7 protein-coding genes and 1 pseudogene are annotated in these 15,601 nt (G+C 47.4%); all 8 read right to left on the minus strand.

Features of this window, described 5'->3' with window-relative positions:
* Window positions 1–88: 88 nt before the first annotated feature.
* The 8 genes and pseudogenes from BACCOPRO_RS05480 to BACCOPRO_RS05515 all read right to left on the minus strand — a co-directional run bounded on the left by BACCOPRO_RS05480 (window position 89) and on the right by BACCOPRO_RS05515 (window position 15,418).
* On the minus strand, window positions 89–1,534 hold the full coding sequence (locus BACCOPRO_RS05480; protein ID WP_008141701.1) for an efflux transporter outer membrane subunit: 1,446 nt from the start codon (window positions 1,532–1,534) through the stop codon (window positions 89–91).
* The gene (locus BACCOPRO_RS05485) at window positions 1,515–4,658 is read right to left on the minus strand and encodes an efflux RND transporter permease subunit (RefSeq protein WP_008141702.1); all 3,144 of its coding nucleotides are present in this window, start codon (window positions 4,656–4,658) and stop codon (window positions 1,515–1,517) included. The genes BACCOPRO_RS05480 and BACCOPRO_RS05485 overlap by 20 nt, the downstream gene beginning before the upstream one ends.
* A gap of 11 nt (window positions 4,659–4,669) precedes the next feature.
* A complete protein-coding gene (locus BACCOPRO_RS05490) occupies window positions 4,670–5,818 on the minus strand; it encodes an efflux RND transporter periplasmic adaptor subunit (protein WP_008141703.1) in 1,149 nt (382 codons plus the stop codon).
* Between the two features lie 92 nt (window positions 5,819–5,910).
* Window positions 5,911–6,294, minus strand: coding sequence for a hypothetical protein (locus tag BACCOPRO_RS05495; RefSeq protein WP_022277405.1), 384 nt, complete (start codon window positions 6,292–6,294; stop codon window positions 5,911–5,913).
* Between the two features lie 215 nt (window positions 6,295–6,509).
* Entirely contained in the window at window positions 6,510–9,770 is a 3,261-nt protein-coding gene (locus BACCOPRO_RS05500; RefSeq protein WP_008141705.1) for an efflux RND transporter permease subunit, read from the minus strand.
* A 10-nt stretch (window positions 9,771–9,780) separates the two neighbouring features.
* Window positions 9,781–11,268: a TolC family protein gene (locus BACCOPRO_RS05505; RefSeq protein WP_008141706.1), complete on the minus strand. Its 1,488-nt coding sequence runs from the start codon at window positions 11,266–11,268 to the stop codon at window positions 9,781–9,783.
* Window positions 11,249–14,330: pseudogene (locus BACCOPRO_RS17795) on the minus strand (efflux RND transporter permease subunit). The gene BACCOPRO_RS05505 and the pseudogene BACCOPRO_RS17795 overlap by 20 nt, the downstream one beginning before the upstream one ends.
* An 11-nt stretch (window positions 14,331–14,341) precedes the next feature.
* Window positions 14,342–15,418: an efflux RND transporter periplasmic adaptor subunit gene (locus BACCOPRO_RS05515; protein WP_008141710.1), complete on the minus strand. Its 1,077-nt coding sequence runs from the start codon at window positions 15,416–15,418 to the stop codon at window positions 14,342–14,344.
* Window positions 15,419–15,601: the final 183 nt, after the last annotated feature.

Raw genomic sequence — 15,601 nt, forward strand, 5'->3', positions numbered from 1 at the left:
GGCATACCCGTGCCGGGACAAAATATCTGTCCGGCAGTCTGCCGTCCGGACGAAAGGTTCATCCCCCGTCCGGACGAAAGACTTCCGGCTAGAACCGTCCGCCGCCGAGCGAGCGGTAAAGCATCGCATGCAGCTGACAGTAGGCTATATTCAGTTCAATACGTTCCAGCTCGCAGTCCAGATAACGTTCATCGGCTGAAAGCACATCCAGATAACCGGCGAATCCCGTCTTGAACAATTCATTGGCATTATAGATGGAACGGTGATGAATGCGGCTTTCTTCCTTCTTCAAAGCCTTCCGCTGATTCATCTGCTCAGAAGCCGTCATCAGGTTCACCACCTCCTGATAAGCCCGCAGGGCCGTATCGTGGTAACCGAGCAATGCTATCCGCTGGCGGCTCTTTGCTTCCTGCCAGAGGCTGCGCAGCTCGTTACGCCGGAAAACCGGTGCCGTGATTCCTGCTGCAAGGTTGTAGACCAGCGAAGCGGGAGAAGAAAACCATTTTTCAAGACTGAACGCATTGAATCCTCCCCCTCCTCCGATCACCAGTGAAGGAAAGAAAGCCTTACGCGCCGCAGACACATCCGACTTGCTGGCCAGCAGTTCAAACTCTGCTGCACGCACGTCCGGACGGTTCCGGAGCAACTGTGCCGGAATACCGACATCGGCCGGGAAACTGTATTCGGAAACTTCCTCAAAAGTGGAACGCCGGATCTCGAAAGGAAGCTTGCCCAGCAAAAGCGCCATCGCCCGTTCTGCCTCGGCAATCTGCTGTTCGGTATCCAGCAGCATCTCTTCCAGTTTCAGGCGACGCGAACGGAACTGGTCAACGGAAAGACGGGAAACTTCTCCTTCTTTCATCAGTTCATTCGTCAGCAAATACGACTCACGAGTCTTATTGATTGCTCCCTTCAGGACAGAACGTTTCTTATCCAGTCCCACCAGGTTGTAATATTGCAAGGCCACTTCCGAAATCATCATGGTACGGGCCAGTTCCTGTGCCTCGACAGATTTCATCCAGCGTGCGGCAGCAGCCCGCTTGCGGTCTGTCAGTTTGCCCCAGATATCTGCCTCCCAGCTGAAGTTCAGTCCGAGGTTCAAGTCTTTATAAGGATCAGGGATATGTTTGTCTTTGGCCAGATCCGGCGTGTTGGTCGTGCTGTTTCCCACACCGTCCATCGTATATTCTCCAAAGCGCTGGATGCCTCCGGCCAGCCCCAATGAAACTTCAGGCAGCAAGGCTCCTTTCCCGACACGCAGCTGGGCACGGGCAATGGATACCTGTTCCACGGCCTGCAGGAAAGACGGATTCCGGAGCAAGGCCGTATCAATGTAGGCTTTCAGATAGTCATCCGGGAAGAAAGCTTTCCAGGAAAGCGTGGCTACCGTCACCGTATCTGTATCTTCCGTATACATCTCCGGAAGCCGGACAGCTTCGTCCGGTGTCAGGGAAGGTGCCTTGCACCCTCCCATCACCGACAGCCCCATGGCTGCAATCAGAACATATTTCAATTTAGTCTTCATCATCTTCATACTGAACTTTATTGCGGCTTAACCGAGCCGACAGTGTTTCAAAAATCAAATACAATCCGGGAACCAGGAAAATACCGACAACGGTTCCGATAAACATACCTCCGGCTGCTGCCGTACCAATGGAACGGTTACCCAAAGCACCTGCGCCGCTAGCCATCAGCAACGGAATCAGTCCGCAGATAAAGGCAAACGAGGTCATCAGGATGGGGCGCAGACGGCTGACAGCTCCCTTCACGGCTGCATCGAAGGCGGACAGGCCCTGATGACGGAACTGATTGGCCATCTCGACAATCAGAATGGCATTCTTTCCAAGCAGACCGATCAGCATGACCAGGGCAACCTGTGCATAGATGTTGTTTTCAAGTCCGGCCAGCTGCAGGAAGAAATAAGAGCCGAAAACACCCGCCGGCAAAGAAAGGATGACGGACAGGGGCAGCAGCAGATTCTCATACTGGGCAGCCAGCAACAAATAAACAAACAAAAGACAGATACCGAAGATCAGGAATGTCTGTCCGCCGGAATCTTTTTCTTCACGCGTAACACCTGACCATTCCACATCGTATCCGCGGGGAAGCACTTCCTTGCAGATTTCCTCTACCACACGGATCACATCACCCGTACTGACTCCCGGCTCTCCTTCACCGGTGATCAGTGCCGAGGTAAACATGTTATAACGGGTGATCTGGCTGGGGCCGTATACGCGATCCATGGTCATGAAGTTGGAATAAGGCACCACATTGCCGTCATTGTTCTTAGCATACAGGCGGTAAAGGTCTTCGGGCTTCATACGGTATTCGGGAGAAGCCTGAATCATTACCTTATACATCTGACCGAAACGGATGAAGTTGGACGAATAGAAACTTCCGATATATGCCTGCAAAGTCTCCATCGACTTGTCCAGATCAACTCCCAGCTTGGCGGCCTTGGCCAGATCCACCTTCAGCATATATTGCGGAAAGTTCGGATTGAAGCCGGAAGTTACACCGCGAAGGCGCGGATCAGCATTCAGTTTCTCCACCAGACGGTCGGCTACTTCAGCAAACTCGTGGAAGTCGCCTGCCGTCTTGTCCTGCAAACGCAGCTCAAAACCGCTCGCATTACCAAAGCCCGGAACCGAAGGAGGAAGAAAGAACTGAATATCCGCATCCTTGATATGCGAAGTACGGTCCTTGTACACCTGTAGAAGTTCGTTTACTCCCTGTTCACGTTCGCTCCAGGGTTTCAGGTTGATCATTCCCATTCCGTAGCTGGCACCTTCCGTTTCTGTCATCAGACTGTAACCTGCCAGAGTGGATATACTTTCAATCTCATCGAAGGGCAACAGGGCTGCCTGAATCTCATTCAATACTTTTTCACTGCGTTCCACAGTCGCTCCCGGAGGGGCATCCACATTTACATACACCATTCCCTGGTCTTCGTTGGGAATAAATCCGGTAGGCAAGATCAGATTCATGCCGTAAGTTGCCAGCAAAAAGATCACGAGTGTGGCGTAAGTGAAGAATTTACGTCCCAGGTATTTGTGCAGTCCCAGATCGTAACGCCGCTCGAAACGGTCATATCCCCGGTTGAACACGACAAAGAACTTGCGCAGCCAGACTGCTTTCTTCTTACCTTTTCCGGCAGGACGGAGAAGCAGGGCACACAGGGCCGGTGAAAGAGTCAGGGCATTGACTCCCGAGATGACAATGGCTACGGCCAGCGTCAGAGAGAACTGGCGATAGAAGATACCGACCGTACCTTCCATAAAACCTACCGGCACAAACACGGCCGACATTACCAGAGTAATGGCCACAATCGCACCACCGATTTCTTTCATGGCAGCCACAGAAGCCTTGTAGGGAGAAAGTTTTTCCTCGTGCATCTTTACATGGACTGCCTCCACCACCACGATGGCATTGTCCACCACAATACCGATGGCAAGCACAAGTGCGAAAAGAGTCAGCATGTTGACGGAGAAACCGAGCAACTGCATGAAGAAGAAGGTACCGACCAGCGACACCGGAACGGCAATGGCCGGGATCAGGGTCGAACGGAAATCCTGCAAGAAGATATATACAACGATGAATACAAGCAGGAAGGCTTCCAGCAGGGTCTTCAGAACCGACTGGATGGATGCATCGAGAAAACGGGAAACATCATAGGCAATGTTGTAATCCATACCAGGTGCAAAGCTGCTTTCCTTGATTTCCTCCATGCGCTGCTTGATGTTCTGGATGACTTCACGGGCATTAGACCCCGGACGCTGCTTGATCATGATGGAGGCCGACGGACGTCCGTCAGTCATTGAAATCATGTTATAGTCTTCTGAATCAAACTCTATCTGAGCCACGTCCTTCAGCCTCAGCAGCGAACCGTCAGGCATGGCCTTCAACACAATTTCACCGTATTCTTCAGGCGTACTGAATTTACCCGTGTACTGCAGCACATACTGCAACTGCTGGGGAAGTTTGTCCGAACCGATACCGGTTTTTCCTGGTGCAGCCTCGATGTTCTGCCGGCGGATGGCCTCTGTCACATCCTGAGGCACCATATTGTAGGCGGCAAGACGTCCGGGGTTCAGCCACACACGCATGGCATAATCCCGGCTACCCATAATCTCTACCAGTCCGACTCCGTCAATACGTTTCAACTCACGAAGGATATTGATGTCAGCAAAGTTGTAGACAAACTTTTCCGTATGGGTACTGTCCGTACTGAACACATTCAGATACATCAGCATGCTGTTTACTTCTTTTTCCGTCACGACTCCGGCACGGATTACTTCTTCCGGCAACTCGTCCAGTACAGTCGTCACACGGTTCTGCACATTCACCGCCGCCACATCAGGGTCTGTACCGACCTTGAAATAAATCGTGGTCAGCGACATACCGTCATTGGTACACACCGTCGTCATATAAGTCATACCAGACACACCGTTGATGGCCCGCTCCAGCGGAGTAGCCACCGTCTTGGACATTACGTCAGCACTCGCTCCGGTATAGCGCGCAGTAACAGTGACCGAAGGCGGAACAATGTCCGGAAACTGGGTAATGGGCAACGAAACAATAGCCAGGGCTCCGAGACAAACAATGATCACGGAGATAACGGCCGAAAGAATCGGCCTGCGAATAAATAACTTGAACATAGGCCGACAGATTATCGTTGAAGGTTATCCAGATGAAGTTCTTTTCTCACATCTTCAAACGCTACCGTATCTACACGTATGCTCATTCCGTCTTTCACCATCTGGACTCCTTCATATACAATGGCTGTATTCGGCTGCAAGTCCTGAGTAATGTAATAGTTCTGATAACGTTCGATGGGATCGAAGCTGCGGACTTTGGCCACTCCCAGCGAATCGACCAGATAAACATAGGTGAAATCCTGGATTTCAAAAGTAGATTTCTGCGGAACCAGACAGACATCCTCCATGCGTGTCAGCATACGAACCTTACCCGTCACACCGTGTTTCAGCAGTCCGTCAGGGTTCGGGAAACGCACACGGAAAGCAATGGAGCCGGTACCTCTTTCAAAGTCTCCCTCCACGGTTTCCTGCCGTCCTTTATGACTGTACACCATTCCGTCGGCCAGAACCAGTTCCACATTGTCTTCCTGCTGCAGATTCTCTCCCTTCAGCTGAGCCCGCTTGAAACGGAGGTATTCGCTCTCATTCACTTTATAGTAAGCAAAGACCTCAGAAATATCACTGACGGTGGTCAGCAGACTTTCAGGATTCACAAGACTTCCCACCTTATATGGTATACGGTCTACATATCCGGCAAAAGGAGATACAATCGTCGTATAGCCATAGTCCATCTGTGCACGCTGCCATTGTGCGCGTGCCTGTTCCACTTTCATACGAACCACTTCCTGTTCACGCTTCACCTGATCCAGACGGATGGAAGAGAAAATCTGTTTCTCCACCAGACGCTGTACACGTTCAGTCTCATAATTTGCCATTTCCAGCTCAGCCTGAGCCTGCTTATAGTTCGCTTCAGCTTCTTTGACGGCCTCCGCATAATTTTCCGAACTCAAACGGAACAGCGGCTGTCCTTTCTTGACGAGTTCTCCTTCGTCCACCAGTACCTGTTCTACAAAGCCTTCCACTTTCGGCTTTATTTCTACAAACTGGATAGCCTGGATATCGGCCACATACGACCGCGGCAATTCAATCGTGGTCGGTTGCAGTAAGGTCACCGGTATTGTTTCATCTCCCCCAACCTTCTTGTCGCTTGCTGACTGGCAAGCAGGAAGCAGCCCTGTCATACACGACAAAGCCACTACCTTGTGAAAATACATTTTCATAAGATACAAATAAAATAAAAAAAGATAACTATGTTAATATACAAAGAGAAGTCCTCCGACAACGTCGGGGACAAACAGAAAGGTGACAAGTATTAAATAAGTAAAAGACAATAAAGTAGATGAACTTGCCTTATCTTACCTTTCCCAAAATCAGCAAAAACATAGTAACGGGGTAGAACTAACCGGAAACAGGTTACCAGAAGTCCCCAGAAGCCACATAAGGTAAAGAACATTTTAACGACACTTCGTTGCTGTAAAGAAGAATGACGATAAACGGGATCAGCCCATTCTATTTCAACGTCATTACCCTGAACGATCTGTATTTCGGCTTCCGAAACGGGAAGAACATGCTCTGCGTTCACTTCCTGAAAAACAGCTGCCAGCTCATAACCATACGCATCAAAATGTATGAGCATCAGCATGATCATACAAACAACACGCAGGATATGTCTTTTAGTGTTTTTACGCAATAACATTCTTCTGTAATCTATTTTTTTGCAAAAATAACAGATCACACACTAATTAAGAAATCACACTTTCTTATTTAAATAATTTTAAGATCCAAATAAAAAATCCGGAAGGGCATGTCACAACATTCAAACCTTAAGCATTATCCTTGCTACAGACAGTTGTAGCCAGGAAAAACGGTTTTGAATATTGTGACACACCCTCCGGAACAAGCTTTATTCCGTTATTTCTTTCTTCTGAACTTCAAGAGATCCATCAGACGGAAACGTATCTTCTTCTCTGGAGGTACAGCAACCCGGACCAGACGTTTCCGCACCGTTCCCGATACACTCAGTACAGGAAGATAGATGAAGATACCGATCACGGACATCACAAGGCCTCCGATTGTTCCGGCAGCCAGCGGGAACCAGAAAGGAGTTTTCTCGCCAATCATAAACGGAACAAATCCCAGAATTGTAGACATGACGGTCAGGAAAATAGGAATCACCTTCACATTCCAGGCCTTGGTATAGGCATGCAACGGGGAAAGATTCGGGAAATTACGGCGGATGGCATTGTATTCGTTCAGAATGTAAATGCTCGCATTGACCGTAATACCGCAAAGCAATACGAAGGATGCGAAACCTCCCTGATCAAAATTCAGTCCGAAAAGATAGAATGTCAGGAACACACCGATGTATGATACCGGTATCACGAACAGAATCGCAAGCGGCTGGCTCAGCGAATTGAACAGAATGGCCGAGATGAAGAAGATGATCAGGATCACGATCACCAGCAGGAAATACTGGCTGTTGTCATCCTTTCCCCAGCTCCAGTAGGCGTTATCATTCTCAACGGTATACCCCATAGGCAGGCGTTTGCGCAACACTTCGATATCTTTGTCCAGCAATTTACGCCCCTGCTCCGAAGAACCGATATATTCATATTGCAGACACAGACGGTATTGCTGGTTTTCCTTGGCAATCTGTTTCGGTGCCTGTCCCTTGGTAAGTACAGCCAGATCAGATAATTTATACGACTTACCATTGACGGTGAACGGTACCGACATAAAAGCCCATACGTCATATTCACTGCTCTGACGTGACGACAGGCACAAGCGCTCCAGACTATTGTCATAGAGTATCTCTCCCGCTATCTGATCACGCATGAACACCGGTTGTAACACGGCAAACAGTTCCTGTGCGGTCAGATTCTCCTCAGCCATCTTCTGTTTGTTGAATTCCAGGCTGAATTCAGTATAATCATCCTTCCACCATGAGAACTCGGAATTGATATTTACTTCCTTGATACGCCGGTGTGAAAGAAGCTGCTTCTTCATTTCTTCAGCCCAGAAACTCAGCTCGTCATAGTTGTAGCCATACATCTTCACCCGGAAACTTCCGGCCGACTCGCGCACATCATTGCTGAATCCCTGATCCTGCAAACCATAGACTCCCCAGCTTCCTCCACCCAGAGCCAAAGATTTGCTGATGACGTCCGATTTCAGTACATAAGGGAATCCCGTATGACTGTATTCTTTTTTGAAATATACCTGAATACTTGCCCGGCGGGCACTGTAGATGGAAGTCTGAAACTGCTTGATCTCCTTGAACTCACTCAGAAAGGTTTCCATCTTACGAATCAGCACATCCATCTGCTGAAGCGTACTTCCGTTGGGAAGCGTGGCATTGATGTAAAGCACCACCTCACTCTCGTCACGGTTAAAGTAACTTCCATCGTATACCTTCTCGGCGAACAGACGTAAAGAACCGCCCAGCACCTTATCTACAATGGGTTTCACATCTTCCTTATAGGTATTGTTATCAAAAAGCGTATTATACCATTCCGCCCATTTCCCCTTCTTTTCCGCATCTTCAATTTTCTCGGGAAGCATAAATACCGGAAGGCCAAATCCCAATACCAGCACAAAAAAAGCAAATCCCCGATATCTGCTCAGCAGAATGATCATTTTCCGATAGAAACGTGTGAAGTACACCGTCCCCCGTTTTACCCACATACGGGCGTGTCTGGGCTTTCCTTCGGCCAGACCGATCTTCTCAATCATCGGAGGAACGAAGAACAGGGCAACCAGCAAGGATATACCCAGGTTGATAATTACCACAGCTGCAAAGTCCTGAAGGTTCAGACGGATCTTCTCATCCAGGAAGAAGATGATCACCAGTGCACCGATCGTGGTCAGCGTAGCAGCCAGAACCGACATGAATGCCTTCAGGTTGCGTCGCCGCAGGATATGATCGGTCATGACAATAATATTGTCGATCACCAGGTTCAATGAAATAGTAATACCGGCCAGCGAATAGAGCTGAATCTCCAGCCCGAAAGCGTAATAAAGGATGGCAGCCACAGCAATATTGACCGACAGTCCGGTGATGATCAAAAAAAGATAGCGCAGATTACGGGTGATAACTGCTACAAACAATAACAGAATCAATACGGTTATTCCGGTTCGGAAATAAATGGTATCCAGTTCCTTTGAAATGTATTCCGTAGCATCATAACTGGTATGTATCTCATATCCGGCCGGCATGGTTGCCTCCACCTCGGCAATCACTTTCCTTACATCCTCAGCCAATGTCAGCTGGTTAGCTGTCTCTGAAGCCGTAATGGAAAGATATACCGAGTTCAGACCATTGATGCGGTAATAGGACGTCGGCTCTTGTTCGGAACGGATAACTTTCACAAGACGGTCAAGAGGAAGCATGCTTCCATCCTTGGTTTTCACATAAATCTCAGATGGAACAAATCCCTTCGGGTTTCCTTCCGTAGTACGAACCAGTCTGATCCACTCTGTTTTACCGGCAGTCTCCAGCTCACAGATGCCCAGAAACTCCCGGCCATATCTTTCCGATATAGCTGTCAGAATATCCTGAACACCGACTCCAATACGTTCCAACTGCACATTATCATATACAATCCGCCATTCCATTGGGGTAGCACCGCTAAGTTCTACCTTATATATTCCATTCAAGGCGGCTAGTTGCGGCTTGATATGTTCCTCCCCGTATCTCTGAATCACAATCGGTGTGGCCGGAGCATTCAGCGTATAAGTCATGAAAGGCCGCGATGCGTTATCATCACTCCGCTGCGTGGAAATAAGCGGATAGCTCACTCCCTCAGGAAGTTGCGGCCATAATTGTCTGACTAATGTAGACACCTCAAAGCGCGTTGCATCAATATCTGCGTGCTTATCCAGCGATATTTGTATATAACCGCTTCCGTTGTCGGAAGTGGAAGTTATGCTTTTGATCCCGTTCACCCTGGACAGTATGCCTTCCAGCCGACTGGTTACTTCCGTCTCTACCACTCTTGCCGAATTGCCGGGCATCGTAAAAAAGACGGAAAGTCCCGGCATATTGCGGGAGGGAGACAGCTTTACCGGCAAAAGAGGTGCCAGTGCCAATCCCACCAGTGACAGGCACACGAATGTGACTATTAAGGTGAAAGACGACCATGTTGCAGGTTGCCTGTTTTCTTTTTCTCTCATAGTTATTCAACTATCTTCTCAGGTTATCGAAATCAAAACGTTCGGAAAGTGACATACCCGACTCAAAATCAAATAAGGTCAGCTTGCGTATCTTATAATAATTCAACCAATAATTCTGCATGGCCTGAATATAGTTTTTCTGGGCTTCCTGCTGACGGTTCAGGGCAAGTGTCAGACTGTTGATGTCTGCCTTTCCGATAATAAACCGCTTACGGGTCTGATCATATGCCAGTTCGGCAAGGTCAAGTGCTTCTTCAGCACTGGCTATCAGGTCCTGCTGCACACTGAAATCACTCACCGTCATCATAACATCTTCTTCCAGACTGATTTCTTCCTGACGGGCAGCAATCTTCACAACATTCAGGTTGTTTTTGGCCATATTATATTTGCCTTTGCGTACTCCCCAGTCAATCAGAGGAACAGATACGGTGAACGAAACCAGATCCTGCTGAAGCAGGTTACGGTAGGCCGCACTGATGTTATCCGCCACCTGGTTAAAGCCCACACTGGCATTGAAGCTGGCATTGAAGCGGGATTCCTTTTTTGTACGATCCACATCTCGTTCGGCTTCCAGAACATTCTGGCGTTGGGCCAGATAGGTAGGATTGTTTTCCCGGGCAAGAGTCATGGCATGATCTGCAGAAACATCAATATATCTCGGACGGGCCGGAAGATCTATCTCGATGTATGAGTTCCGGTCCAGGTTCAAGAAGGTGGCAAGGGCAGACATGGCACGCTTTCTCGTAATCTCAGCATTGCGCAAAGTATTTCTGGCATTGACCTTATCCAGCTTCAACGTAAGCAAATCAGCCTGGGAGATCGCAGCAATCTTCTGGCGCTGTTCTCCGATGGCATACAACGTATCCGTCGTAGCCACGTTATCCAAGGCCAGTTTATAGTCCGCCTGTGCCATGGCAAGATCAAAGAAATAAGTAACAGCTTCTTCCGACACACTCTCAGCATTATACAGATACTCCTTCTTGACTTTCTCAAATTTCAGAGGTTCAATCTTCCTGTCCCATCGGAAAGCATTATATCCAAGTAAGTCCTGCTGATAACCGATACGGAACGGTACGGTAGAGAACTGAGTGGATTTGGAATCTCCAAAGTTGCGCATATAATCCAACTGTGTATCTACATAGAATGTACCTCCGAGAAGATCGAAGTTCTGTGCCAGGCTCAACCCTGCGCTCGCACTCAGCATCTGCTGCTCACGATACACATCAACATTCTCCTGAGAATCGTATCGCTGGGTAATGTATCTGTAGTATTGAGCCGGAGTCATGTTCAGGGTAAGGCTCGGCAAACGTGCAGCCTTGTAGCTGCGATACTCCCAATAGCCGGACAAATACATGTTCTTATAGCGGAAGGCTGATAATGAACTGTCATTGGCCATGGCAATAGTTTCTTTCAGATCCAGCCTCAATACGCTTTGGGCCTGCACCCCTGCTCCGCATAGCGCAAGCAGGAAGCATATACTAATTTTTGTGAGTTTCATGTTTTCTATATATATACCAGTAAATCAAAGGAATTATAAAAAGACTTATAAAAAGCCCTACCATCATGGTGCCTATCATGGCAATGGAAAGCGGACGCTGCATTTCTGAACCGAGATCAGAAGTGAAAAGCAAAGGAACCATGGCAAACACGGTAGTCAGGGTTGTCATGATAATTGCTCTCAGTCTTCTGTGGCCGGCAGTATGAATGGCTTCCAGCAAAGGCATTCCTTCCTTCCGCAGTTCGTTGATCGAATCCAACTTCAGAATGGAGTCGTTGACAACAATACCGCAGGAAACAATGATACCGATAGCCGACATCAGATTCATGGTATGTCCCGTCGCCCATAACACTACCAGTCCGAAAGCTATATCCATCGGAATTTCTGCCAGCACTATCAAGGGTTGCAGGAAGCTTTCAAACTGGGCACACAGGATAAAATACATCAGCAGAATCGAAATGAAAAGGATCACAGTCAGTTCTCCCATCATCTTCTGGTTCGAAAAGAAGTTTCCTCCGAAACTGACATCCCAGTGGCTGTCCTCATCTACAGCCTTTCTTACGCCCTCTATGGCTGCCGGTACATCCGCAACCTGATAGAAATTCACGGGTATATATTCCCCGTTACGTCCGGCAGTGATTTCCTTCAAGTCCTCATCGGAAACAATTCTTACAAGCTCACGCAAAGGAATATATTTCTTCTCCTGAGTCGTTTTATCACCGGAAGTTTCTACCATAGTTTCTGCCAGAATGCGGTTCACACTCATTTCCCGTCCGGCTATACCAATGGGAAGATACTGCTGATACGAACGGAGCGTAGAGACCTGATTGTCTTTCAAGGCTGTCCGCAGCACTTTTACCACATCATTATAGTCAACATTATAAATAAGCAGCTTGTTACGGTCTATTTCCAGATTAAGCTGACTTCTGAAAGGAGTTCCTTCCGGCGTGTATCCGGTTTCCTCCGCTATACGCTTCTCAATATTTCTGACATCATCTGCTTCAGGCATTGAAGTACGGTCAGACGAACGAAGCTGTGCAACCAGATCCGGTTCCCCGGTAACGAACAATTTTTCAAAGATTGTCACTGGAGGAGAGAATGTAACAGTCGCCGCAGGATAATCCTGATGAATATTCTTGCTGATCATCTCGGTAAGAACAGGAATCTGCTCAGGTTTCTCTGTCTTGAAATACAGTTCCGCCTCACCGGAAGCCAGCTCATTTTCTGTTCCTAACAGATAGTCCTGCATTCCCACCATAAGCCGTATGTTCTTCCACCAGACTATCCGTCAGGGCCAATAAAGCATTGACTCTTCGGTGGTTCTCTTCCACATGAATGTTTTCATTCCATTCGATACTGACTACGGTCTCATTCTGATCAATCTTCGGCATACGTTCCTTTTCTATGATCCAGAACATAAATACACACAATGGCAATGAAAACAATGCCAGGGCAAAATTAAGTTTGCGATGGGAAAATACCCACTCTATACCCGCATCATAAAATTTTGTCAGCCACTCATTCTTCAGCAAATTCTTGAAATTGGCGGTAAACCAGTTATGCTTTCTGATTCCAATACGATAAAACAGCATATAAAGAACCGGAAGCAGCATAATACCTGTGAAATAAGACACCATCAGTCCGGAAGTAATGGAAAAAGCCTCATCCATAAAAATGGCACCGGCAATTCCACTCATAAAAACCAAAGGTACGAAGACAGCAATAGTGGTCAGTGAGGAACTGAGCATCGGAGTAATCATTTCTGAGGTTCCGGCTACTGCTGCACGCCGTAACGAATATCCTTTCTCCCGATACTGAGACACATTCTCCGTAACGATAATTGCGTTGTCAATCATCATACCTACGGCCAGAATCAGACCGGAAAGTGAGATGACATTCAAGGATATGTGACAGATATAGAAAAAGAAGAAAGTAATCACAACCGATATGATCATAGTGATACCGATCACCAAGGGCGAACGTACATCACCGATAAAGAACACCGCAACAATAAAGATAAACAGGAAACCCAGCGTAAAGTTCTGCTGCAGATTGGAAATTGTATAATCCAGCAATTCCGTCTGATTGCGTGAAATACCGAACTCGATATCAGGATAAATCTCTGCAAAATAATCCGTTGTTTCCTTCAGTTCCTTTCGCAGATTATCCATATTTTCTTCTCCCTGCTTGATGATGGCCAGAGTTACGGCCCGCTTGCCGTCAGCCAGAGAACGCCCGGTTTCGTTTCGGGTTACAGTCTGTACATGACAAATATCCTTGAGCTGCATAACAAGCCCATTGCGGTTGAAATATATATTCTCAACGTCTTCCGGCGTACGGAGAATAGATGCAATGCGTATGTTATATTCATAATAACCGTCGCGGACAAGCATACTCCCCGGCTCCACATTATTTGCAGCGAGTATATTCTCCAGATCAGTGATCCCCATTCCCAGACTTTCCATCTTTCCCATATCAGGAACAATACGAAGCATCTTCTGAGGAACTCCTGTCATATCGGCCATTGCCACCTGAGGAAGCTGCTCTATACGCCGCTTCACGACGTTTTCAGCCAAGGTACACATATTCAGGAAGGCATCTTCATTGGTTTGCCTGTATGGAAGATCATTCTTCAAGGTCATGTTCAGATAGAACACCGGAATATCCGTAGCGCTGGCTTTAATGGCTTTCGGCCGTACAGCGTCCTTCGGAAGTCCGTTCATGGCTGCATCGATTTTTTCATTCACCTCAATGAAGGCAAGGTCGGTATTCGTCCCGAAATCGAACGACAGACGGATAATACCCGAACCATCACGCGTCTCACTCTTCATCTCTGTCAATCCGGAAACCTGCATAAGCTGCCGTCTGACCGGTGCCACCATCGTATTCTCCAGTTCTCTTGCCGATGAGTTTTCCCCGCTGACCTGTACGGTTATCTGCGGAATATCCACATCCGGAAGCAACGATACAGGCAAAGAGAAATAAGTCACCAGTCCCACAATAAAGCAGGCGGTAAATGCCATCAGTACCGCTATCGGCCGTTTTATCAGAAATTTTACCATATACAAAGCGTTTAAGGTATCACTTTAACAGGAGCTTCATGTGCAAGATTGACATTTCCGGTTACAATGATCTGTGCTCCTTCTTCCATTCCATCGCCTGTCACAGTATATTCCGTCATATTCTCCAGTCCGGTCGTAACATAATTCCACATGGCTTTTCCGTCTTTAAGAGTAAATATCACCTGCTTTCCGGTACGCAAAACTACAGCCGTCTTAGGCACGACAAACTGATCAGGAACAGAACGCTTTACACTGACTCTCACATTCATGCCGTCAAACAGGCGGATATTTCCGTTCACCTTTGCCCTGACACTGACCAGTCCGTCCTCATCTACTAACGGATTGATCTCAGAAATAGTACCGCTGCACGTTCCCGACGCATTGGCAAAGGAAGAGACCTCTACCTTGTCTCCTCTTTTTACAAGAGGCAACTCGCTCTCCAAGACATGAAAACTGACCTCCATGCCACTGCCTCCAATCACCCGGCAAAAAGCTTTGGTTGCATCAGGACGATTAAATCCGCGAGTTTCAAGGTTCGCAATGACTCCATCAAAAGGTGCAGTCAATACCGCATGGTCCAATTCATATTTGGCCAGTTCATAGGCAGCATGGCTCTGGGCATATCCGCTTTTCACTTCAGCCAGCTTCACAATATCCTGAGGTATTTCTTGCATTTTGTCCAGCGAATAGCCCTGTCCGATCAACACGTCCTTCATTTCCAGTTCAGACTGACGAAGGCTGACTTCAGCTTTTTCCAGACTATTTTGTAAGGTAAAGAGATCCAGCTCTGCTATCTTTTGTCCTTTCCTGACTACATCTCCATTCTTCACATAAATATGAGCAACAGGTTCCGATGTCACACGAAACGATAAATCGGCATATTGAGAGGCAGTCACCTTTCCATTACTTACCAGTTCATGCTCAAAGGTGTTTTTCTTTAAAGTCATTACCGTTACTTCATTTACTTGGGCAGGAAGAACTGTTTCCACCCCTTCTTTTTCAGGAGCATTCTGCTTTTGATCCTTACATCCGCTGAATGCACCGGCAGCGATCAATAAAAACAACAATGCTTGTTGGCGCTTATCCATAGTAGATATCTTTTGTTAAATTAATATGTTTTCAAATCAAATGATCAATATGTCTAATCCGTGATTAAGGTCTTTCTGATTCGTCAGATACTGCAAATGTAGGATATATAAACGAAATATCCAAATCAGGCAATGGACATTTCCCGGCCGATAACTTCATATTTTTCAGCATGATAATCATAA

The organism is Phocaeicola coprophilus DSM 18228 = JCM 13818 (assembly GCF_000157915.1).
GTDB classification, from domain to species: domain Bacteria; phylum Bacteroidota; class Bacteroidia; order Bacteroidales; family Bacteroidaceae; genus Phocaeicola; species Phocaeicola coprophilus.